The sequence below is a fragment of the Exiguobacterium sp. SH5S4 genome (genome assembly GCF_004337045.1).
GTDB lineage: Bacteria > Bacillota > Bacilli > Exiguobacteriales > Exiguobacteriaceae > Exiguobacterium > Exiguobacterium aurantiacum_A.
Genome location: NZ_SJUQ01000022.1, coordinates 1 through 22,648 on the forward strand (window position 1 = coordinate 1; position 22,648 = coordinate 22,648).

Below are 22,648 nucleotides of genomic sequence, written 5' to 3' on the forward strand. Positions count from 1 at the left end.
ACGGAAGTTCATCGCCGTGGGCATCGGGGGAAGTGCAAAGAAGGGGTCCGGCCACCGAAAATCGGTGACCGGACCCCTCTTTTTATTGAAAAGCTTTAAAACAGGCTAGTTATGTCCCAGCCCCTTTGACTTAAGACGGTAACCAGACCGACAGTTTGTCACGTAGCGGTTCAGGTCGCATATGACGCTGTTTATGCAGCAGGTATCCGTCCGGTCGAATGACGAGGACGCCCCGACGCATGAACAAGGATTTCGCAAGTTCGTTGCCTTGGTCAAAGAAAGGACGGCTTGTTTTAGACAACGTGATGATTTGGAAGAATGATTGATGAGCGTTCAAGTACTCATATAACTCACTTGGGTCACGTTTGCCGTCATCGAGGACGAGCACTTGGAAGCGGCCATCGGCGACTTCAGAGATCTTTTGACGAAGGCCATCATCGGATCGGATCATCTCGATCTCGGGAAAGATCTTTCCTTCGGCGACCCGGATGAACGGTATACGTGAGTGCCCAGGGTAAGACAAGTGGAGCTGGGCGATCCGTTCGGTGATCTTTTCATTAATCAAATTGACGCGGGTGAACACGTCCGCTCCGACTGCTTGAAACGGCAATAAGATCGGGAGCGTCGTTTGGAGCACTTCGGTCGCGACGTTCGTCGTCTGCAAGACGTTTCTGGCGACGTGTTCACGCTCGTCCCGGTACGTGTCGACGACACTGAACGGCGCCCCTGCTTTCAGATGAAGCCAAAGCTTCCAGCCGAGGTTGAACGAGTCGGCGATGCCCGTATTCATCCCTTGGCCGCCGACGGGCGAATTGATATGCGCCGCGTCGCCCATTAAGATGACACGGTTATGGATGAACGAGTCGACCATGCGATTGTGCACCCTAAACAGCGAAAACCATTCGACCTCGTCGATCTCTACCGGCATGTGGCTCCGTTGTTCGACCAATTCGTGCAACTCGGCCTCGCTGAATGATTCGTCGCTCGCGAGGTTACCGGTAATCCGGATCGTGTCATCCGTCAGCGGGAACACTTCTAACACGCCACGGTCCGAGAAAAAGATGTGTACTTCTTCACGGGAGATGTTCCATTTCGCCTTCATATCGGCCAATACCCAAGACTCTTTGAACGACTTCCCGCTGAACGGGAGCGCGAGCATACGGCGAATCGAACTGTTGGCGCCATCGGCCGCAACGATATACTTGGCTTCGATCGTACGGTTCGAGTCGGATTCGAGATGGGCGAGCACACGTGTCGGATAGTGGGTCAACGAGACGAGTGACTCGCCGCGTTGAACGTAGTGCCCGTGGTCGTTCAACGCCTGTTCTAAGATGGCCTCGGTCTCGTTTTGTCGCAATAGCGTGACGAACGGGTAAGGCGTGACGAGACGTGAGAACTCGAGTTTGGCCGTCCACTGCCCAGAAAAGTATAAGTTTCCTTTTTCGATTGTTCTGGCGCGACTGAGTACTTCTTTGGCGACATCAAGGCGTGAAAACACTTCGATCGTTCGTGGCTGAATCCCGATGGCCCGTGAGTTGTTCGAAGGCGTCGTTTTTCGATCGATGATTTCAAAAGAGATTCCATATCTGGCTAATGTCAAAGCGAGTGTGAGTCCTGTCGGCCCCGCCCCGACGATCAATATATCAACTTGTTGAACCAATTCCACCATCTCCTATCATTAATAATGATATTTCCGACATTTGCCACGTTTAAACGAGGAGACGCTGGTGGAACTGTAAAACAGAGAGAGCGAGGTTGAAAATCATGAAACAATCATGGGTTACTGAAGCGAAATTACGAGAAAGTTTCTCGATGGAAGAGAATTATGAACAGACCGCCGCCGTCTTGATCCCGTTGACGCGAATCGATGACGTCTGGCACGTCGTCTTTGAAGTCCGGGCCCATACGATGCGCCGCCAACCTGGAGAGATCTCGTTCCCGGGAGGTCGGCTCGAGCGAGGGGAGACACCTGTCGAGGCCGCGGTCCGAGAGACGAGTGAAGAACTCGAGGTACCGCTCGAGACGATCGAGGTCATCGGTCGCTTACAGCCGCTCGCCACGCCGCACCGTCAACTCATCTATCCGTTCGTCGGGATGATTCCGACAGTTCCGGACGTACGTCAAACGGATGAAGTCGATCATCTGTTCACCGTTCCTGTCGAAACGTTACTGTTAATTGATCCGTTTCACGGCGAGATGGAATGGACGATGAATCCGGATCAAAATATTCCGTTTGACCGAATGGCGAACGCTAAAGCGTATGAAAAACGGGTAATTAAAATGAGAGAACCTTTTTACGAACATGAAGACTACATTATTTGGGGATTGACTGGAAAAATTTTGTCACAATTCATCAAATGTACAAAAGAAAACGTATTCAAACCTATATAATTTAGTTATAATGATAAAAACAAATTTAAGATTGGAAGTGAATGGGTGTGTCTTTAGAATTCGCTGTGGGTGATATCGTCAAGTCAACTCGTGAAGGATGGGTCGCAGAAGTGACTGCCGTATTAACGAATACGGTCATCGGGGACGTTTCCATCATGGAGGAATATCAACAGCTCGGCCTCGAGTTTGAGAAACAAGTTTTGTTGAAAAAAGAATTGGAATTGATCGAACGCGCCAGCTGACCTTTTAACCGAAAGGGATGATTCAGGTGTCCATTGACAAAAAAGTTCGTGAATGGAAAGAGGCGGGTTTGCTAGATGAAACGACCGGTCAACGGTTGATTGATTTTGAATATAAGAAATTGGCGGTTAGTGACAAACGTGAGCACAAACCGCCAATTCTTGTCATTATCGGATCAATCCTGCTCGCCCTTAGTCTATTCAGTTTTGTCGCCGCCAACTGGCAAGCGATCCCAGACCTCGTCAAAGTATCCATATTCCTTGTCTTCATGCTCGGGATGTACGTAGCAGCGGAGCGGCTTCAAGTGAAAGCCCCTCGGTATGTGACGTTGTTCCGCGTCCTCGGCGTCGTTTTCTTCGTCGCCACGATGATTGTCATCTTCACAACGTATAATCTTTCCTCGCAACTACCGCTTCTGTTTTGGCTATTCTTTGCTGTCGCCGTCCTGCACAAACTGATCTATAAGCACCCGATCTTCACGTTCATCGCAGCGCTAGCCGCTTTTTTAGCGGTCACGAACAGCTTTCAAGGAATCGGGATCACACTCATCCTGTTCGGCCTGCTCGTGACGTGGGTTTGGTTCCATTACGGTGATAACGAGCTTGACCGGATTTTCGCCTGGTTCAGCTTTTACGGACTGTTGCTCACGATCGGTCAGTATATCGATTACGAGGGACGGTTTTGGCCGCTTTGGGCACTCGCAGCACTGCATATCCTGTTCCTCGTCTACCGGGAGCGGGCTCAGTGGCAGTATCTCTTCTTGTTCGTCGCTGCCATCTTGTCCATCGGTTACTTGGTCAATGCGACCGAGGGTTGGTTGTCTCAACGTCAGCCGTCCGTCATCGAGGCCACGCTGCTTTCCGTCGTCCTCGTGGCTGTGTACTTGACACATCGTCGCCCCGATTTGCTGTGGGTGAGCCTACTCGCGGTCATCCCGTTCTCGCTATTCGAAGATTCAGGTATCTTACTCGCGATCTTGCTTGAAGTGGTGGCGCTCGCTTACTTGATCATGCAAGACCATGAGCGGAAACCGATCGTTTTGGCGTTCATCTATTTCTTACTTGTCCAAATGACGATTTATTTCATTTATGTTTGGGATCGGCTCGACATCTCGCTCTTCTTCTTGATCGGGGCGTTGATCGTATTCGCGTTGTCGCTCGCGTTGTGGTGGCGTAGCCGTACGAGAGGGGATGCTCGGACATGAAACGAATCACTCCTTGGCTTGTACCGATCGTACAAGTATTGATTGCCATCGGTTTTATCTTGCTCGTTTATGCGGTGTCTTGGTTCGGCCAGTCGTATACGTTCAAAGCGACGTCGTACGAGCCGTATGACCCATTTTTTGGGGATTACGTCTATCTCGAGTTTGATTCGTTGCAAGGGCGACAAGATGTCGATTCCGGGACGGTCTACGTCTCATTCAAAACGGATGACGCTGGTTTTGCCACAATAGACCGGGTCAGCTCCCGACCGTTCTTTGGTGGGACGCGGGCTGAATATTACGATCGCCAAGTCTTCATCACCGACATGAGTTCATACCGTGTCGCCGAGGACGAGAAAGCTGTGATCGAAGGTGCGAAAACGTTCGAAGTTGAAGTCGATGTGGCGCCTTGGGGGATGGTCCGGGCCCATGATTTACGCCCGATTACAGCTGAAACAGAATGACAAACAGATTACAGATTTGTTACGAGGACGTTTGTAACCGATCTGTAATTTTTTTGTTAGGTCGCTTGTATAGCAACGTTTTCGGCAATTGTTACAATCTGTAACTAAACGTTCGTTCATATGTCAGCAATATTTCACTTCGTCAAAACCACTTCTCGGGTTCGAGACGGCATGGTAAATTTACTCCTGTTCGTTAGAAGACGAGAAAGGGCTGACCTAATCACTATGAAATATTTAAAATATATGATGACGCTTCTGTTTGTCGTCGCCGGTACGTTCGTAGTTGCTACGACTGCCGACGCCGCTCAAATTGGAATCGGAACAGAACAGAAAATCGTACAAAACCCGCTGGAGTTGGAACGGATTGCGATCGAGCTTGAGCGCCAACAAAAAATCGAGCGCGAAAAGCGACTCGCGGAAGAGAAGCGACTCGCGGAAGAGAAACGAGTGGCAGAAGAAAAAGCCAAGCAGCAGGCAGAGCGGGAAGCGAAACGGTTGGCGGAAGCAAAGCGGGTCGCGGCTGAGAAAGCGCGACTTGCAGAAGCAGCGAAGCGCCAGGCAGAAGCGAAAGCAGAGCAAGCCACGACAAACGCTGTGGCGAAACCTGTCTCGACAAACAGCGGGCGCGTCATTCAAGCTGAGTCGACAGCTTATACGAATGATGCGGCAGACAACGGCTCATACGGGGGCCGGGTGTTGACGGCGACGGGACACGACGTGACGGATTCGATTTTTTATAACGGCATGCGCATCATCGCCGTCGATCCGGTCGTCATCCCGCTCGGTACGGTCGTACAGATCGAAGGGATCGGTCAAGCGATCGCTCTCGATACGGGGGGACGCATTAAAGGCAACATCGTCGATTTACTCGTCGATACGAAGAGCGAGGCGATCAATTGGGGTCGTCGCCACGTTACCATCACACTTCCATAACGAAAAGGTTCTCCCGCGGGAGAACCTTTTATTGTTTAACAATCGCTGGAAACGGGCAAACTAATATTTGACTTTCATATAATGTGAAAAGCCGAGGAGGGATTGTGTTGATTGAATTTCAAAATGTTTCCAAGCGTTACGATGATGGGACATTGGCTGTTGCAAACTTGAGTTTGACGGTACGAAAAGGAGAGATTTTCGTATTGATTGGGCCATCGGGTTGTGGCAAGACGACGACGATGAAGATGGTGAATCGTCTGATTGACCACACTGACGGGAAAATCCTGATTGATGAGCGCGAAATCTATCAGTTCGACATTTATGAACTGCGACGCAACATCGGCTACGTGCTCCAACAAATCGCATTGTTCCCGCATTTGACGGTCGAAGAGAACATCGCCGTCGTTCCGGACCTATTGAAATGGCCGAAGACGAAGACGAAAGACCGTGTGACCGAACTGATGAAAATCGCCGGTCTCGACCCTGTCCTCCGTTCTAAAAAACCGCCTGAACTGTCGGGTGGTCAACAACAACGAGTCGGCGTCTTGCGAGCGCTTGCGGCCGACCCGGAAGTCATTTTAATGGATGAACCGTTCTCGGCGCTCGATCCGATCAGTCGGGCCCAGCTCCAAGATGACATCAAACGGTTGAACGATGAGTTAGGGAAGACGATTCTGTTCGTCACTCATGACATTGAGGAGGCGATGAAACTCGGGGACCGGATCGCTCTCATGCGTGACGGGAAACTGGTCGTCGTCGGTACGCCTGACGAGATTCGGGCGAGTGATGATCCGTTCGTGCTCAACTTTACACAACACGGAAGAGGTGAGGCAGATGCTTGAAACGTTCCAAAATCGACGCGGGGAATTGGTCGAAGCGCTAATCGAGCATTTACAACTTTCTGTTGTCTCCCTTTTGATTGCGGTGTTAATTGCGGTCCCGTTAGGTATCTGGCTGACGCGGCGTAAAAAAGTGGCCGAAACAGCAATCGGCTTCACCGCCATCATCCAAACGATTCCTTCTTTGGCTCTACTCGGTCTTATGATTCCGCTCGTTGGGATCGGTGCACTTCCTGCCACGATTGCGCTCGTTCTGTACGCGTTGTTGCCAATCCTTCGCAATACGTTCACGGGGTTGAACGAAGTCGATAAGTCACTGATCGAAGCCGCGCAAGGTTGCGGCATGAGACCGAACCAAAGTTTGATGAGAGTCGAACTACCGCTCGCGCTACCGGTCATCATGGCCGGGATTCGAACAGCGATGGTGTTAATTGTCGGTACAGCCACGCTGGCGGCACTCGTCGGAGCAGGAGGACTCGGGACGTTGATCTTGCTTGGAATTAATCGAAACGACAACTATTTGATTTTGCTCGGTGCGATCCCAGCAGCCATTCTCGCATTATTGTTCGACTTCTTGCTCCGTCAAATGGAAGGTGCGACGGCGACCCGCAACAAGACGAAGCTGATCGCCGTATCGACCGTCTTGGCGATAATTGTCGCGGCACCACTCGCATTGGGCCGTACCCAACAGACCGACCTCGTCGTCGCCGGGAAGCTCGGTCCTGAACCGGAGATCTTGATGAACATGTACAAACTGTTGATCGAAGAAGAGACGGATCTGACCGTATCGGTCCGTCCGAACTTCGGAGAGACGACGTTCGTCTGGGGAGCGTTGAAATCCGGTGATGTCGATATTTATCCTGAATTCACCGGGACGGTACTCGCGAGTCTGGTGAAAGAAACACCGAATTCAAACGATGCCCGTGAAGTGTACGAACAAGCACGGGATGCGCTAGCAGATGACGGCTTCGTTTTACTTGAACCGATGCAATTCAATAACACGTACGCCATCGCAATCCCGCGTGACTATGCGGAAACTGAAGGCGTCACGACGATTTCAGATTTACGTAGCGTGCAAAATGACATCCAGGCCGGATTCACGCTCGAGTTCACGGACCGTGAAGACGGATATCCAGGACTCCAGCAAGCGTACGGACTTGATTTCCCTTCTGTCGTTTCGATGGAGCAGAAACTTCGTTACAGCGCCATCGCACGGGGCGACGTCAATCTTATCGATGCGTATTCGACCGACGCGGATATCGCCGAAAACGACCTGCTCGTGTTAGAAGACGATCAACAGTTCTTCCCGCCTTATCAAGGTGCTCCACTCTTGAAAGCAGAAACGCTTGAAGAACATCCGGAGATCGAGGACGCGCTCAACCAGTTGGGCGGACTCATCACTGACGAAGAGATGTCTGAATTGAACCGTCGGGTCGCTTACGGGAAAGAACGGGCCTACGACGTAGCCCAAGACTTCTTGGAACAAGCTGGTCTACTATGAAAGCGATGATCATTTCGAACCCGAAGTCGGGTGCGAGCGAGACGATGCTCGGCGAAGTGGTCGGGACAGTCGAGTCGATGTATCAAGAGATCCTCATCCAAAAGACGCTAGCTGAAGGGGATGCAGCGCACCTTGCTCGAACGAGCAGTGGATTCGATCATTTGATCCTCATCGGTGGGGACGGGACGCTTCATGAAGTCGTCAACGGATTGATGGCGTTGCCTCGTGACGAACGTCCGAGCGTCGGTCTCGTGCCAGCGGGGACGTGCAACGACTTCGCGAGGGCGATTGAACTGCCTGTTGAACCGATTGAGGCGGCTCGCCTGTTTAAAATGAGCGAGCAGCAATCGGTCGATGTGATGCGTGTCAACGACCGGTTCGCCCTCAACTTTGTCGGGGTCGGATTGATCGCGGATGCTTCCCGACAAATCGACCCGCTCCAAAAAGAAACGCTCGGCTCGATCGGTTACTTTTTAGCGACGATTCGTCAGTTCCGTGAACTCGATCCGTTCAAGGTCCGTATCGAGCGGGCGGGCGAGGTCATCCATGATGGGGCCGTCAGCTTTCTATACGTCGGCAACGGTGCCTATCTCGGCACGGTCCCGACGAAGATCGCGACGCAATCGTTCACGGACGGTCTCGTCGAAGTCGTCCATAGCTCGGCCATCGGCTTCCCGATGATTCGTCAGCTATTGACGCAACAGCTCGGACTCGAACAGTCGTCGTCAGAATGGGTCCATCTCCAAATGGAGCAACTTGATGTGTTTTTGCGTGAGCCACAAGTCATCGATGTGGATGGTGAACACTTTGAAACGGATCATTTACAGATTAAAGTGTTACCGAATGAACTGACATTTCTCGTCCCATAATCGTTTACGAAGGCAGAGGAAAGAATTCAGACTTTTCTCTGTTTTTTGTTGTTCTCGTTTCTGAACCGTGTTAGTATTTCACTATTATTATGAAAATGAAATGAAATTAGGAAGTAGGGATAGTAATGGCGCAAAATTCGTTCGCCTCAAAAATTGGATTCATTTTAGCGGCCGCAGGGTCCGCAATCGGTCTCGGTGCCATCTGGAAATTTCCATATGTCACGGGAACAAGTGGGGGCGGCGCCTTTTTGCTCATGTTTTTAGCATTCACATTCTTACTCGGTCTGCCGCTTCTCATCGGAGAGTTCATCGTCGGGCGCTCGACGCAAAAGACGGCGCTCCTTGCCTTTAAAAAACTCGGCCATCGCCATTGGACATTGGTCGGTTACCTCGGCGTAATCGCTTGCTTCTTACTGCTATCATTCTACAGTGTCATCGGTGGATGGGTGTTGATCTATGTCGGGCTCGGCTTGAGCGGGACGCTCAGTGGCCGGTCACCTGACGAGTTCGGGACCGTGTTCGCGGACGTCGTCGCATCTCCTGGGATTGCCATCTTCGGACAATTTTTGTTCTTATTGATCACGCTACTCATCGTCTTGAAAGGGGTAGAAGGCGGAATCGAGCGGATGAGCAAGATTTTAATGCCGCTCCTGTTCGTCAGTTTCATCGTGCTCGTCATCCGCTCGTTGACACTTGACGGTGCCATGGAAGGGGTCCGCTTCTTCTTGCAGCCTGACTTCTCGGCACTGACCGGCGAGTCGGTCTTGTTCGCGCTCGGGCAAGCGTTCTTCTCGCTGTCGCTCGGGGTGGCGGCGATGCTCACATACGCCTCGTACATTCAAACGAAAGGGACGCTCAACCGCTCGGCAAATATGATCGTCTTGTTGAACGTCACTGTTTCAATTTTGGCGGGACTCGCCATCTTCCCGGCCGTCTTCGCCTCGGGGCTCGATCCGGCAGAAGGCCCGGCGCTCCTGTTCGTCGTGTTGCCGGCCGTATTTAACCAAGTCCCACTCGGCGGCTTCTTCATGGTATTGTTCTTCTTATTGTTCACGTTTGCCTCGATCACGTCTTCGATCGCGATGCTCGAAGTCGTCGTCGCCGGTGTGACCGATAAATTGAACGAGAAGAAACAAACGATGTCGAAGCGTAACGTCACACTCCTCTCAGCGGCCATCGTGTTCGCCGTCGGGATCCCCTCGGCCTTATCGTTCGGACTGATGAGTGAGTTGCAGTTCTTGAACGGCCGTACGTTCTTTGACTCGATGGACTATGTCGTCAGTTACATCCTCATGCCGACAGGGGCGTTACTCACGTCAATCTTTGTCGGCCATGTCGTCGATGAGCGTATTTTGCAAGACGAGATTAAAACGTCCGGGACGGGCGCTAAATTGTATCCGGTATGGCGTTTCCTCATTCGTTACGTCATCCCGGTGACGGTCGCAATCGTTATGGTCTCGACATGGTTAATCAGCTAAGCAAGGGGAACTTCCCCTTGCTTTTTTTCGTACTTGCGACCGAGAGAGCGAACGGCTTCATTATGCTAAGCTTATAAAGATGACGAAACTTTTGTTGACGGTTCACGTAAGGTACAATAGAAGTATCATGAGACGAGGTGACAAGGATGAAGACATGGATGAAATGGGCCCTGACCGGGGCAATCCTATATTTTGCCATAAGTGTGTTTGATTTCTCCTGGCTGTTTATCATCGTCGGGGCGCTCGTATTGAATGAGGTGTGGTCGAGTAACAAACGACGTAAGCGGGCACCCGCACCGGTAGCGAAACGGGCGAAGAAAAAACTGTTGCTCGATGAAGAAGAACCGTTCGTCGGTTCCCGCATCCTTAAACCGATGGAAGATGTGGCACCGGTCCGTCAGTTCGAAGCGACAGACGACTTGGAACTGCAATTTTTACAACGGACGATCGAGCAAGGGTACGAAAAACTCCAGCAGATCGATCGTATCTTGCCTGAAATAAAAGATGTCGAAGTTCGTCGTGAAATGAAGGCGGTCTCGAGAGAGGCACACGAACTGTTTGCCGAATTGTTCGAGAACCCCCAAGATGCGAAGCACGTCAGAGATCTGTTCACGTTTTATTTGGACTCGCTCGTGTCCGTCGTCTTGAAATTTAAAGAACTAGAAGGAAAACGTGTCGTCATTCAAGAAGAGACACGAGAGCAACTGATCACCAATATGCGGCTCATCGTCGATAAGTTCAAAGAACAACGGAGCCGTCTGCTCGAAGACGACGCTGTCGACTTCGAACGCGAATTGATCATGATGGAACGGGTATTGGCAGATCAACCGGAAGGGAGAAAAAAACATGACTTCATCGAATGAAACGAACTGGCAGTCATGGCCAGAAGAAGAGCTCACTTCACAGACGAAAACAAAGACCGAGACAGAGGAAATCTCTGACCCGTCTGTGGATTGGTCCTCGATGACAGAAAAACATGAGGTGCCGGCCATCCAACCGAAAGCCGACGTGCCGCAACAACACCGGGAACGAATCACCCGGATCGCCGAGTCGATCGATATTAAAAAAACAGACTCCGTCATGTTATTCGGATCGAACGTCCAACGGGAACTGTCTCAATTCTCTGACCAAATCTTGACCGAGGTCCGCATGAAAGACGGTGGCGACGCAGGTAAGTTGTTGTCCGATTTGATGCAAAACGTTCGGAAGATGGACCCGGATATGCTTCAACCGGAGAAGAAGAGTTTTATAGACAACTTACCGCTCATCGGACGAGCGAAAAAGAAAGCTGAAAACTATAAGCTTCAATTTGAAAAAATGAACGTCTATTTGGAAGAAGTCATTCACAATCTCGACCGAGCTAAGTTCGGTCTGATGAAGGACATTACGATGCTCGATCAAATGTATGATAAGAACAAGCGCTACTTCGAAGAATTGAACGTCTATATCGCAGCCGGTGAGACGAAGCTCGACCACGTCCGCGATCACGAGATCGCGCCGCTCCGTCAAGAAGTCGAAACGACGAGAGATCAAGTGAAGCTGCAACAGCTAAACGATATGATCCAATTGACAGACCGGTTCGAGAAGAAGTTGCATGATTTGAAGTTGAGTCGGACGATCAGTCTGCAGATGGCGCCGCAAATCCGTGTCATCCAACAAAATAACCAAATCTTAGCCGAGAAAATCGAGTCGGCTGTCGTCAACACGATTCCGCTTTGGAAAAACCAAGTCGTCCTCGCCCTCAGCTTGACGCGCCAGAAAACGGCACTCCGGATGCAACAAGACGTCACGAAGACGACGAACCAACTGCTCGAACAAAACTCGAAAATGTTGAAAGATTCGTCGATCGAGATCGCAACCGAGAACGAAAAAGGGATCGTTTCGGTCGAATCGCTCAAAGTCGCGCACGAGAATCTATTGTCAACGCTCGACGAAACGCTGCGTATCCAACAGGAAGGCAAGCAGAAGCGTCGTGAGGCCGAACGTGAGCTCGATCGGATGGAGCACGAACTGAAAGAAAAAGTCATCGAAATTGCCTCAAAGAATAAAGAGTTGCCAAAAGAGACTGGATACTAAAAAGAAAGTCTGAGCATTCAGACTTTCTTTTTCCATGAGGAGGATCAGGATGGAGAAACAACGATTGTGGGACGAGACGTGGTTACAGTTCGCCGACATGATGGCGGAACGGCACTCGAAATGTGCCTCGAAGAGTGTCGCCTGTGTCATCGTCAAAGATGAGAAACCGATCTCGATCGGATTGAACGGGACACCGCCGGGACATACGAACTGTAATGAAATCTTTCTAAAACGTGATGACGGATTTTACCAACGAGCCGAATATGTGACGGATGATACGGTCGACTTGACCGAGCCGTCTGTGCGCATCATCGAGCAAGGTGTGACATTTGTTAAATGTAGCGACCCGTTCGAACATCACAATTGGTCAAAACAACACGAGATCCATGCCGAAATCAATGCGATCGGGAAATTGGCCGCTGATTCGACGAACGCATTCGGCGCTACCGCCTATGTGACCCATTCACCATGCCATTCTTGCTCGCTCGCGCTCATCGCTGCGCGCGTGGCCCGAGTCGTGTACGCTGTCGGCTATGAGCACGGGGATGGACTTGATTTGATGCGGGAAAGTGGGATTGACGTCTTACATATGCCGCTTGAAAAAAGTTTCAGAAACACATTGTAAACGTTTACATTCGATGTTATATTATTAATGTACTGCCAATGGTGTTTTACTCTTCCATTATTTGCCCCTCCTCGGAGGGGCCTTTTTTTATGTCTAATCGTGAGGTGAGACAAAGTTTACACATAATGTTCAATATTTCACAAACTATTCCGCTGAATCTTTTTTATAATAAGAGTAGATAAACGAGAGGGGATATGTCACATGGAAAAACTAGTTCGTTTCACAGATGGTGCCTATGATGTGGAAGCGTTGATCACACTTGAAGAGGTATGGGAAGATAAATTTGCCATCGGCACGCACAAAGAGCTTGCCGTTAAATCACTCAAAATTAATGGGAATGACGTCTCCGAGATGAAGCATGTTCGGGCGTTGCTCCGTTACTATCCGACGCTAGGTGTTTCAGGAATTCTACTCGCCCTTGACGGCGCGGCTGCTGAAATCGTCGCCTTGTCAGGTGATACCGATCCAGCCCTGCGCTTCGTCGAGCTCGTCGCCCTTCAGATGGATGAAGCCGCGACGAAACAGTTGAAAGACATGTATGCCGAAATGGCAGTTTAAAAGTTAGGATGACTTTCGGGTCATCCTTTTTAACATAATTAAGCGAGAATTCTCCCACCTCTAAGCGTCTGGGGCGAAGCCCAGCGTAGGTGGGAGATGAATCGCCCGTACATAAACTTCTTGGCCACCCCTGTGACAGATATGACGAACATAAGTTCGTGATTCCGTCAGATTTCCCTTCCCCCGTCGCGGGTATCGGATGAGGAAGGCGTTCATCACGATCATCGGCCGAGAGGAGGGGGAGACATGCTGAATGGCTACAAATACCGGCTCCACCCGACGTCGGAACAGGCCGATTTCCTGGTCAGGACGATCGGCTGTGCCCGGTTCATCTACAACAAGCTGCTCGAGGACCGCATCGCCATCCACGAGGAGGCGAAGGCTGGGACCGGCCCGAAGCGAAAACTGCCGACACCCGCCTCGTACAAGCCCCTGTTCCCGTTCCTCGCCGAGGCGGACAGCCTCGCGCTCGCGAATGCGAAGCTTCACCTCGACGCGGCGTTCGCGAAGTTCTTCGCCGGGACGGCCGGCTTTCCGGTGTTCAAGTCGAGACGGAAATCGCGCGCCTCCTACACGACGAACAACCAGCACGGCACGATCCGCATCGAGGGGGACCGGGTCCGGCTCCCGAAGGTCGGGTTCATCCGCTTCACACAGCACCGAATCTTCGACGGCGAGATCCGCTCGGCGACCGTGTCGATGACGAAGACGGGCAAGTTCTTCGTGTCGCTCCTCGTCGAGCAGCCCGACGAGCCCTGGGTCCCGGCCGAGCACAAAATCGGGATCGACCTCGGCCTCGGGCACTTCGCCGTCATGACGAACGACGCGCTCGTGACGGAGAAGATCGCGAACCCGCGCAACCTGCGCGAGGCCGAGGAACGGCTCAAACGGGCGCAGCGCGCGCTCTCCCGCAAGAAGCCCGGCAGCAGGAACCGCGAGAAGGCCCGGCTCGTCCTCGCGAAGAAACACGAGCAGGTCAAGAACCGACGGCACGACTTCCTCCACAAGCTGTCGCGACGCATCGTCGACGAGAACCAAGTCGTCGTGGTCGAGACGCTGAAGCCGAGGGAGATGATGCAGGACCGCCGCCTGGCAAAATCGATCGGGGACGCCGGGTGGGGCGAGTTCGTCCGCCAGCTCGCCTACAAATGCAGGTTCCACGGCCGCACACTGATCCAGGCCGACCCGTGGTTCGCCTCGACCCAGGTTTGTTCGGCCTGTGGCGAGAACGGCGGCAAGAAGGACCTGCACGTCCGCGAGTGGACATGCGCCGTATGCGGCACGCACCATGACCGCGACGTCAACGCGAGCCTCAACCTGTTGGGTCTCGCCGACTGAAACACTCCAGGGCAGAGACTGCCCGACGAGCTTGGTCCACAACCGTGGCTGGTCAAAGCACGGTCTTCCCAAGAAGCTCCCACTTCAAGTTGCGAAGCAAATAAGTGGTGAGTAGTTCACTTTTGTCTTGTAACTCGTGACGAGTATGGTAATATAGATAGTAGATGAAGAAATGGAACGCCATATCGTTGTCGACAAACCAAACATGGGGATCTAGATAGCTAGATCGCTGTTAAGGAGCCACGTTCATAGGAACGTGGCTTTTTTTTGCATATTTTTAAAGTCGGCACCGACATCTGCCGCGATATGGGCGTCCGAACCGAGTACGAGTGGGATGCCGAGCCGGGTCGCTTCAGCGGCGACGGCCATGGCGTATGGCTGTCCGCAGGCGGCTTTACGGAGACCGGCAGTGTTGAAGTCTAGTCCGAACCCGCGTGAGGCGATTGCACGCAACAGTCGCGACTCGGCATCTTTGACGTTCGCACGGTTCCATGAGTAGTTCGTCTGATATTTAATCGGTAAATCGATATGCCCGATGCGCGCGACGTTCAGTCGCTCCCACGGGAACTGTAACCCGGTCCCGAGCGCTTCGTAATACCGGCGTAGCACTTCTTCGAACGACCCGATTCGGCTGACGAGCGCATCAAACGTCTCCGGTGAGAAGTCGACGGGCAGGAGCTCGCCTTCGACTTGTAGAAAGTGTTGAGACAAGATCGTCTCGTCGAGGTATGAGCGATAGGGCTCGAGCAAGGCGAGCGTCTCATCGACATATCCCGGCAAATAGTCGATCTCGAGACCGACCCGAATCTCGAGTCTTCCGGCGTAATCTCGTTTCAACTGTCCGACCTCTTCTATATAAGGGGGCAATAAGTCGAGCGCCATCGCCGAGTCTTGTTCTGGCGTCGGATCAATGAAACGTGCCGGCAGCGGGGCGTGCTCGGTGAACGTCAGCGTCCGAACGCCTTGAGCAAGTGCTTGTTCGACGTACGCGTTGAGTGAATCGGTCGATCCGTGCGGACAAAATGGGGTATGGACGTGGCCATCATGGGTGTAATCAATCATCAAACATCGTTCCTTTCGAGTTCGCCGGTTGACAGCATTGGCTTGATTTGATAAATTTAACACACTACTTTAGTTTGGTAAAGTGATAATAAGGTAAAGGGTGATACTGATGATTTGGTTCAATAAAAAAGGATCCATCCCGGAAGGATGGCACGAATTGCAAGGTGAGGACGTGCTGCGTCCGAAGCAATGGATAAAATCATTTTTAGAGCGGGCCGAGGGGGACGGCTATAGTGTGATCGAGCCGCCGCTCGTTGAATACTATTCCCATTATCAAGATCTCGCACTCTTCGATGAGTCGGCGTATTATCGCTTGTTCGGCAACGATGGGGAGTTGCTCGTCATGCGACCGGACTACACGCTCCAGATCGCAAGGAAGCTCGCCGACGGACATGAACCGATGCGCGTCGCTTACGCCGGTGCCGTCTACCGACGCACGCCGAAGCATTCGGGACAACCGCATGAACGTCAGCAACTCGGTCTTGAATGGATCGATGGGGATTCAAAAGATATGGAGTTGATTGAATCGTTCCTTAGTATGACGGAACGGGTCCTGCCGAAAGGAAGTTTACGCATCCAAGTCGGATCCGCTGCATTGATCGCGTTAGTGGCGAACGAGGCCGGTATCCCGGAACGGACGTTGCGTCAATACTTAGCACTCCGTAATTTGGAGTCACTTCGCGACCTCGCGGAATCGTATCAATACCCGTTGATCGCCAAGCTGCCGTTCTTGATCGGTGACTCGGCGCTAGCAGAGTTACGCGACCTCGCGGAACCGGGCTTAAAACCGGCCATCGACGAAGTGGAGCATGCGGTCGAACATCTACGTGCGATCGGATTGAACGTCTCGTACGACTTCGGACAGACCGGCGACTTTGATTATTATTCAGGTTTGACCGTGACCGGCAGTATCGACGGCAGACGCGTCCTCTCAGGTGGCCGTTACGACTCGTTATACGGGCACTTCGGACAGTCGCGACGTGCCTTCGGACTATCGCTCGATTTAGAACAGTTAGGTGAGGTGATCAAATGAAAGTCGCAATCGCGAAAGGGCGCATCGAAACAGCGGCCCGTGAGTATTTTGAACAAGTCGGTCTCACCGTTTGGCCGGAAAAGCGGGGCCGTGAGTTGACCGTCGAAGTAGACGGTCATGAATTCATCTTCGTCAAAGGCGATGACGTCTATAAATACGTCATGCATGGCGCAGCGGACGTCGGAGTCGTCGGCGGCGACATTTTACGCGAGAAGACACCAGGCGTCCTCGAAGTCGTCGATTTACCATTCGGCCGTTGCCGCATGGCGGTATGTGGTCCGAGAGAACGGAGAAACGGTACGAAGAAACTGAAAGTTGCCAGCAAGTATCCGAATATCGCCATCTCGCACTTTGCCTCGAAACGTCAAAACGTCGAAGTGATCGCTTTGAACGGTTCGGTCGAACTCGCGCCGTTGACCGGTCTCGCCGACTGCATCGTCGATATCGTCGAGACGGGGGCGACGCTTCGCGCGAACGATTTAGAAGAATATGAGACGATTTTCACGGTTAACGCGAAATTCATCACGAGCGAGACAGCGCTCGCGAACGACCCGGACGAATTGAAAGCGTGGATTCGCCGGTTAAGCAAGGAGGGAGACAGATGAACGGACAAACGAATCGGACGCGCCGAGAACAGTGGGCAGAAGCCGTCAAACCGATTTTAGAATCGGTTGAGGCGAGAGGTGACGCGGCGCTCCTCGAATGGACGAAGCAATTTGACGGGGTCGATGTGATTGAAACGGTCGACCTTGAGACGTTTGAACCGCCGGAGGCGTATCGGGAATTGACCGAGGCGCTAACGCTCGCGGCCAAACGGATCCGTACGTTTCATGCGCGGCAACAGCGTCAAGACGACGTCTTTGAAGATGAGATGTTCCGGCTCGGTCGTCGGTTCATGCCGCTCGATTCGGTCGGCGTCTATGTGCCTGGCGGGACGGCGGTCTACCCGTCGAGTGTGTTGATGAACATCATCCCAGCGAAAGTGGCCGGAGTGAAGCGGGTCGTCATGGTGACGCCACCGAAACAAGGCGGGATCGACTTATCGCTGTTGATTGCCGCGAAGATTGCCGGTGCCGACGAATGTTATCTCGTCGGTGGCGCCCAAGCTGTCGCCGCACTCGCGTTCGGCACCGAGACGATTTCGGCCGTCGATAAGATCGTCGGGCCGGGCAACGCTTATGTGGCGACCGCGAAATCACTCGTCTCGCATTTCGTCGGGATCGATTCCGTCGCCGGTCCGTCCGAGGTGTTGATCATCGCCGACGAAACGGCCAATCCTAGATGGGTCGCAGCCGACCTGCTCGCGCAAGCCGAGCATGACGTTGAAGCGACAGCACTCGCCCTCGTGACGACAAGTGAACAGGCCGAAGCGATTCGGTCTGAGCTGGACAAGCAACTGCTCGATCTGCCACGTCGCGACATCGCAGTCGAAGCGCTCAAGCGCGGAGGCGTCCTCGTCAAAACGAAAGCAGCAGCAATTCGCTACGCGAACGATATGGCGGCCGAACACGTGCAACTTGCGGTGACAGATCCAGCCGATTATATGGCACAGATTCGCCACGGCGGCTCGTTCTTCCTCGGCCATGAGGCGGCCGAGGCGTTCGGTGACTATATTGCCGGACCGAACCACGTCTTGCCGACGAGCGGGACGGCCCGCTTCTCGAGCGGACTGTCGGTCGATGATTTTTACCGCAGACAGACGTTTCTCGAGATGACAGCGATCGACGAAGCGGTCACACGCGCCGCGATCCGAATCGCGAGACAAGAGCAGCTTGAAGGACACGCCCGAGCGATGGCGGTCCGATTGGAGGACGTATGAGACGTAACTATACAGCGATCCCGCGCTATGTCCCACATGCGGTGAGCGGATACGCGCTAAATCAAAACGAGAGTCAATTCGAGCTGCCAGAGCGCCTGCAACGAGCGATTCAGCTCGTGACGCTCCGCTCACTCAGCCGTTATCCGGTCGATGAGCTGACGGCCCTTAAAACTAGCTATGCGACTTATGCGGGTGTACAACCTGACCAATTGATGGTCGGGAGCGGCAGCGATGAGCTGCTCGCCATACTTTGCCAAGCCATTCTCGACACAGAAGACGTCGTCTTGGCACCGGCACCCGACTTTTCGATGTACGGCATTTACGCGCACATCGCCCGGGGCCAGTTCTTCCAACCTGAGGCAGACGGCCTCACGATCGATTCATTGCTTCGATTGATTGAAGCGAACGAACCGAAACTCGTGCTCGTGTCGAACCCGAACAATCCGACCGGGAAGATGTGGACGCTCGACCAATTAGAGACGATCGCGAAAAAAGTCCCGTACCTCGTCGTCGACGAGGCGTATATCGACTTCACGATGAGTGATTCCTTCAAGTCGCGACTCGCGGATTACCCGAACGTCATCATTTTGCGGACGTTATCGAAAGCGTTCGGACTCGCGAACTTACGGATCGGCTTCATGATCGCCCATCCCGATTTGATCGAGAAGATCGACCGGTTCCGCTCGCCGTTCAACGTCAGTGGATTGAGCGCGGCTGTTGCGACCGTCGTCCTTGACGACCCGGATTATATCGCTCAGTCCGTCGCCTTCCATAACGGTCAACGTCAAAAGCTCGAACAACTGCTCGCGCCAATCGGCAACGTCTTGCCGAGCCGGGCCAACTTCCTATACGTCGAGACGCCCAATAGTGAGATGTGGGTCGAGCGGTTCCTCGCTTACGGTGTCCACGTCCGTGCGTTTCCGACCGGACTGCGCGTCAGTGCGGGAACGGACGAGGCGTATCGATTCATCAAACAAATGTTAGAAGAGGTGACTTCTTTTGAGAACAGCTGAAATTAAACGTGAGACGAAAGAAACGAACATCGAGCTTCGTCTCGATTTAGACGGTACAGGTCAAAGTGACATTAAGACAGGCGTCGGCTTTTTCGACCATATGTTGACGCTGTTCGCCTTCCATAGCCGCATCGACTTAACGGTGCAAGTCGAAGGGGACACGTGGGTCGATGCGCACCACACGGTCGAAGACGTCGGCATCGCCCTCGGGCAGATGATCTTAGAAGCGCTCGGGGACAAAGTCGGGATCCGTCGCTACGGGACGAGCTACTTACCGATGGACGAGACACTCGCCCGGGCCGTCATCGACGTCTCGGGACGCCCGTTCCTCGTCTACCGAGCTGAAATCAACAATCCGAAGCTCGGTGACTTCGACACGGAACTCGCGGAAGAGTTCTTCCGCGCCGTCGCGATGAACGCGCGGTTGACGCTCCATCTTGACGTGTTATACGGCTCGAACTCGCACCATATGATCGAAGGGCTGTTTAAAGCGTTCGGCCGCGCCCTTGCCGAAGCGATCGGGAAAGACGGGCTCGACCGCCTCCCTTCGACGAAAGGACGGATCGAAGGATGAACGTCGCGGTGATTGACTACGGCATGGGAAACGTCTTCAACGTCGAACGGGCGCTACAAGCGATCGGTTGTTACGTCACGATCACGAACGATCCGGCTGAAATCGAAGCGGCCGACGCCATCCTCTTGCCTGGCGTCGGTGCGTTCCCGCAAGCGATGCAGTCGCTTGAGGACACGGGACTCATTCCGTTGCTCAAGCGAGTGGCGACCGAGAAGCCGTTGCTTGGGATTTGTCTCGGGATGCAACTGTTATTCGAGTCGAGCACGGAAGGCATGCCGACGCCAGGACTCGGTTTGATTGAAGGACGAGTCGAACGGATGCGGGCCAAACGGTTGCCTCACGTCGGCTGGAACTCGATTTTACGCGACGAGGACGTCTATTTCGTCCACTCGTATCACGTCGTGACCGCTGACGACAATATCGTCGCCTCAGCTGACTATATGGGAGAGCGCGTACCGGCCATCGTCCGATCAGGTCTCGTGACCGGGATGCAATTTCACCCGGAGAAGAGCGGCGCGTTCGGACTCAGCTTATTAAAAGAATGGAAGGAGGCGGTCGAACGTGAAACTGCTACCGGCAATTGACTTAATCGGCGGCAAGATTGTCCGCCTGACTGAAGGAGATTTCAACACGGAAGAGCAATACGGCGACCCGTATGAGAAGTTAAAAGAATGGACCGGGCGCGTCCCGATGCTCCACTTGATCGATTTAGAAGGTGCGAAAGCTGGTGAGCCGAAACATCTCGATGTCGTCCGTTTCGCCAAATCGTGCGGCTTTTTCGTCCAGACGGGCGGAGGGATTCGCTCCGAAGCAGCGCTTGATGCTGTCATGGCAACTGGGGTGGACCGTGTCCTGCTCGGTACGAAAGCGTTCACCGATCCTGATTTCCTAGACCGGGCACTCGCCAAGTACGGGAGTCGTGTCGCCGTCGCCCTTGACGCCTACGACGGCATCGTCGCCATCAACGGCTGGCAAGACGCGACCGAACTAAAAGACATCGATGTGGCCATCGATCTTGCCAGCCGCGGGGTCGAGACGATTCTTTACACGGACATCGGTTCGGACGGGAAACTGAACGGACCGAACTTAGAGCGCATGAAGGCGCTCCGGGAAGCTGTCTCGGTCACGCTCATCGCCTCGGGCGGTGTCACGACCGAAGCCGACGTCAAGGCACTGAGTGAGGCCGGAATTGATGAGGCGGTCGTCGGGAAAGCGCTCTTGTCTGGCAAAGTCAGTCTTGACGACTTGATCGAATGGGAGGCGCGACATGCTAAAGCGTAGAATCATCCCATGTTTAGACGTGAAAGACGGACGTGTCGTCAAAGGCATCGAGTTTGTCGAACTGCGTGACATCGGTGACCCTGTCGAGATTGCCAAGTACTATGACGCCTCAGGTGCGGATGAACTTGTCTTTCTAGACATTACGGCAAGCACGGAACGAAGACAGACGATGCTTGACGTCGTCAGTGCCGTCGCCCGGAAAGTGTTCATCCCGCTCACGGTCGGGGGCGGCATCCGTTCCCTTGAAGACATCTCGTCCCTGCTCAAAGCAGGAGCCGACAAAGTGTCGCTCAACACGCTCGCCGTCGAGTCACCTGACTTGATCAAGCGGGCAGCCGAACGTTTCGGTTCCCAGTGTATCGTCGTCGCCATCGACGTCCGTTTCGAAGAAGGTGACTATTACGTATACACGTACGGCGGGAAACACCGGACCGAGCTGACGGCGGTCGATTGGGCTAAGCGCGTCGCTGAACTCGGGGCCGGGGAGTTGCTCGTCACGTCGATGAACCAAGACGGGAAACAGAGTGGCTATGATTTAAAAATTCTCGAATTGCTACGGGCAGCGGTCGATATCCCGATCATCGCCTCAGGCGGGGCCGGGAACGCTGAACACGTCGTCGAGGCACTTGAAACAGTCGACGCCGCCTTACTCGCTTCGATCTTGCACGACCGAAAAACGACAGTAGAAGAGGTGAAGCACGTATGCAGCGCGAACAACTTGCCGATGCGGTTCGTTACGACGCAAACGGACTAATCCCGGCGATTATCGTGTCGACGGATGACGAGACCGTCCTCATGTTAGGATATATGAATCACGAGGCGATCGAAGCGACGCTCCAGACGAACAAAGTCACGTTCTGGTCACGTTCGAAAGGGCGGCTTTGGATGAAAGGTGAATCGAGCGGCAACACGCTCGACCTTGAGAGCATCCATGTCGATTGCGATCAAGACGCGCTGTTAGTCCGCGTCCATGCGAACGGACCGACGTGTCATACTGGAAATCGCAGTTGCTTTTTTACGGAGGTGAACATATGATCCACGAACTCGAAAAACTGATTCAAGAACGAAAGACAGAGCCGAAGGAAGGTTCTTATACGTCGTACTTGTTTGATGAAGGGTTAGACAAAATCGCGAAAAAGTTTGGGGAAGAGTCGTTCGAGGTCGTCATTGCGGCATTGAACGATGAAGACTTGGTCGAAGAGACGGCTGATTTGTTGTACCACTTGCTCGTCTTGCTCGCAGCCAAAGGCGTCTCCTTACACGACGTCGAGACGTTGCTCGCCGAACGGCATGGGACGACGACACCGGCGAAACCGCGCCGCGACGTCACGGAATGGTGACAGACAAAGGGAA

General features: G+C 53.2%; 25 protein-coding genes and 1 pseudogene. 24 read left to right on the forward strand and 2 right to left on the reverse strand.

The annotated features are described in order from the left end of the window. Window positions 1–130: 130 nt before the first annotated feature. Complete coding sequence (locus EVJ32_RS11965) at window positions 131–1,669, reverse strand: FAD-dependent monooxygenase (RefSeq protein ID WP_131458593.1); 1,539 nt, start codon at window positions 1,667–1,669, stop codon at window positions 131–133. 95 nt (window positions 1,670–1,764) lie between these two features. Here EVJ32_RS11965 and EVJ32_RS11970 point away from each other — a divergent pair, with 95 nt between their 5' ends. The 14 genes and pseudogenes from EVJ32_RS11970 (at window position 1,765) to EVJ32_RS12035 (ending at window position 14,513) form a co-directional block, all read left to right on the forward strand. Then, on the forward strand, window positions 1,765–2,391 hold the full coding sequence (locus tag EVJ32_RS11970; protein ID WP_083274014.1) for an NUDIX hydrolase: 627 nt from the start codon (window positions 1,765–1,767) through the stop codon (window positions 2,389–2,391). Between the two features lie 41 nt (window positions 2,392–2,432). Next, the gene (locus tag EVJ32_RS11975) at window positions 2,433–2,633 is read left to right on the forward strand and encodes a DUF2187 family protein (protein ID WP_035386447.1); all 201 of its coding nucleotides are present in this window, start codon (window positions 2,433–2,435) and stop codon (window positions 2,631–2,633) included. A 17-nt stretch (window positions 2,634–2,650) separates the two neighbouring features. Further along, complete coding sequence (locus EVJ32_RS11980; protein WP_131458594.1) at window positions 2,651–3,835, forward strand: DUF2157 domain-containing protein; 1,185 nt, start codon at window positions 2,651–2,653, stop codon at window positions 3,833–3,835. Beyond that, on the forward strand, window positions 3,832–4,296 hold the full coding sequence (locus tag EVJ32_RS11985; RefSeq protein WP_131458595.1) for a GDYXXLXY domain-containing protein: 465 nt from the start codon (window positions 3,832–3,834) through the stop codon (window positions 4,294–4,296). Before EVJ32_RS11980 ends, EVJ32_RS11985 begins: the two co-directional genes overlap by 4 nt. A gap of 225 nt (window positions 4,297–4,521) precedes the next feature. Continuing rightward, window positions 4,522–5,229 carry a 3D domain-containing protein gene (locus EVJ32_RS11990; protein ID WP_131458596.1) on the forward strand — a complete coding sequence of 236 codons (708 nt, stop codon included), beginning with the start codon at window positions 4,522–4,524 and terminating at the stop codon, window positions 5,227–5,229. 107 nt (window positions 5,230–5,336) lie between these two features. Then, a pseudogene (locus EVJ32_RS11995) lies at window positions 5,337–6,005 on the forward strand (ABC transporter ATP-binding protein); the annotation flags it as partial. Window positions 6,006–6,063: 58 nt separating this feature from the next. Then, the gene (locus EVJ32_RS12000) at window positions 6,064–7,569 is read left to right on the forward strand and encodes an ABC transporter permease/substrate-binding protein (RefSeq protein WP_131458598.1); all 1,506 of its coding nucleotides are present in this window, start codon (window positions 6,064–6,066) and stop codon (window positions 7,567–7,569) included. After that, entirely contained in the window at window positions 7,566–8,438 is an 873-nt protein-coding gene (locus EVJ32_RS12005; protein WP_131458599.1) for a diacylglycerol/lipid kinase family protein, read from the forward strand. The genes EVJ32_RS12000 and EVJ32_RS12005 overlap by 4 nt, the downstream gene beginning before the upstream one ends. Window positions 8,439–8,563: 125 nt before the next feature. Then, window positions 8,564–9,916 (forward strand): sodium-dependent transporter, encoded by a 1,353-nt coding sequence (locus EVJ32_RS12010; RefSeq protein ID WP_131458600.1) that lies wholly within the window; start codon window positions 8,564–8,566, stop codon window positions 9,914–9,916. A 146-nt stretch (window positions 9,917–10,062) separates the two neighbouring features. After that, on the forward strand, window positions 10,063–10,779 hold the full coding sequence (locus tag EVJ32_RS12015; protein WP_016509957.1) for a 5-bromo-4-chloroindolyl phosphate hydrolysis family protein: 717 nt from the start codon (window positions 10,063–10,065) through the stop codon (window positions 10,777–10,779). Continuing rightward, window positions 10,763–11,992 (forward strand): toxic anion resistance protein, encoded by a 1,230-nt coding sequence (locus EVJ32_RS12020; protein ID WP_131458601.1) that lies wholly within the window; start codon window positions 10,763–10,765, stop codon window positions 11,990–11,992. The genes EVJ32_RS12015 and EVJ32_RS12020 overlap by 17 nt, the downstream gene beginning before the upstream one ends. Before the next feature lie 49 nt (window positions 11,993–12,041). Next, a complete protein-coding gene (locus tag EVJ32_RS12025) occupies window positions 12,042–12,617 on the forward strand; it encodes a deoxycytidylate deaminase (protein WP_131458602.1) in 576 nt (191 codons plus the stop codon). Window positions 12,618–12,818: 201 nt separating this feature from the next. Next, a complete protein-coding gene (locus tag EVJ32_RS12030) occupies window positions 12,819–13,175 on the forward strand; it encodes a hypothetical protein (protein ID WP_016509485.1) in 357 nt (118 codons plus the stop codon). 246 nt (window positions 13,176–13,421) lie between these two features. Next, window positions 13,422–14,513 carry an RNA-guided endonuclease TnpB family protein gene (locus EVJ32_RS12035; RefSeq protein WP_131458603.1) on the forward strand — a complete coding sequence of 364 codons (1,092 nt, stop codon included), beginning with the start codon at window positions 13,422–13,424 and terminating at the stop codon, window positions 14,511–14,513. Between the two features lie 246 nt (window positions 14,514–14,759). On the opposite strand, the gene hisJ is transcribed toward EVJ32_RS12035, so the two are convergent. Next, window positions 14,760–15,575, reverse strand: a complete 816-nt coding sequence (gene hisJ, locus EVJ32_RS12040; RefSeq protein ID WP_131458604.1) for a histidinol-phosphatase HisJ — start codon at window positions 15,573–15,575, stop codon at window positions 14,760–14,762. Window positions 15,576–15,684: 109 nt separating this feature from the next. Here hisJ and EVJ32_RS12045 point away from each other — a divergent pair, with 109 nt between their 5' ends. The 10 genes from EVJ32_RS12045 to hisE are packed head-to-tail and all read left to right on the forward strand — an operon-like array spanning window position 15,685 to window position 22,635. Continuing rightward, window positions 15,685–16,608: an ATP phosphoribosyltransferase regulatory subunit gene (locus tag EVJ32_RS12045; protein ID WP_070327390.1), complete on the forward strand. Its 924-nt coding sequence runs from the start codon at window positions 15,685–15,687 to the stop codon at window positions 16,606–16,608. Continuing rightward, window positions 16,605–17,213: an ATP phosphoribosyltransferase gene (gene hisG / locus EVJ32_RS12050; protein WP_131458605.1), complete on the forward strand. Its 609-nt coding sequence runs from the start codon at window positions 16,605–16,607 to the stop codon at window positions 17,211–17,213. Before EVJ32_RS12045 ends, hisG begins: the two co-directional genes overlap by 4 nt. Next, window positions 17,210–18,427, forward strand: a complete 1,218-nt coding sequence (gene hisD, locus EVJ32_RS12055; RefSeq protein ID WP_131458606.1) for a histidinol dehydrogenase — start codon at window positions 17,210–17,212, stop codon at window positions 18,425–18,427. Before hisG ends, hisD begins: the two co-directional genes overlap by 4 nt. Next, entirely contained in the window at window positions 18,424–19,440 is a 1,017-nt protein-coding gene (locus EVJ32_RS12060; protein WP_131458607.1) for a pyridoxal phosphate-dependent aminotransferase, read from the forward strand. Before hisD ends, EVJ32_RS12060 begins: the two co-directional genes overlap by 4 nt. After that, the gene (gene hisB, locus EVJ32_RS12065) at window positions 19,427–20,014 is read left to right on the forward strand and encodes an imidazoleglycerol-phosphate dehydratase HisB (RefSeq protein ID WP_070327386.1); all 588 of its coding nucleotides are present in this window, start codon (window positions 19,427–19,429) and stop codon (window positions 20,012–20,014) included. Before EVJ32_RS12060 ends, hisB begins: the two co-directional genes overlap by 14 nt. Continuing rightward, the gene (gene hisH, locus EVJ32_RS12070; RefSeq protein ID WP_071397365.1) at window positions 20,011–20,598 is read left to right on the forward strand and encodes an imidazole glycerol phosphate synthase subunit HisH; all 588 of its coding nucleotides are present in this window, start codon (window positions 20,011–20,013) and stop codon (window positions 20,596–20,598) included. Before hisB ends, hisH begins: the two co-directional genes overlap by 4 nt. Continuing rightward, entirely contained in the window at window positions 20,576–21,295 is a 720-nt protein-coding gene (locus EVJ32_RS12075) for a 1-(5-phosphoribosyl)-5-[(5-phosphoribosylamino)methylideneamino]imidazole-4-carboxamide isomerase (RefSeq protein ID WP_071397366.1), read from the forward strand. The genes hisH and EVJ32_RS12075 overlap by 23 nt, the downstream gene beginning before the upstream one ends. After that, window positions 21,282–22,049, forward strand: coding sequence for an imidazole glycerol phosphate synthase subunit HisF (hisF, locus tag EVJ32_RS12080; RefSeq protein ID WP_070327383.1), 768 nt, complete (start codon window positions 21,282–21,284; stop codon window positions 22,047–22,049). The genes EVJ32_RS12075 and hisF overlap by 14 nt, the downstream gene beginning before the upstream one ends. Further along, window positions 21,998–22,330 (forward strand): phosphoribosyl-AMP cyclohydrolase, encoded by a 333-nt coding sequence (gene hisI, locus EVJ32_RS12085; protein WP_131458608.1) that lies wholly within the window; start codon window positions 21,998–22,000, stop codon window positions 22,328–22,330. Before hisF ends, hisI begins: the two co-directional genes overlap by 52 nt. Further along, entirely contained in the window at window positions 22,327–22,635 is a 309-nt protein-coding gene (gene hisE / locus EVJ32_RS12090; RefSeq protein WP_070327382.1) for a phosphoribosyl-ATP diphosphatase, read from the forward strand. Before hisI ends, hisE begins: the two co-directional genes overlap by 4 nt. Window positions 22,636–22,648 lie beyond the last annotated feature (13 nt).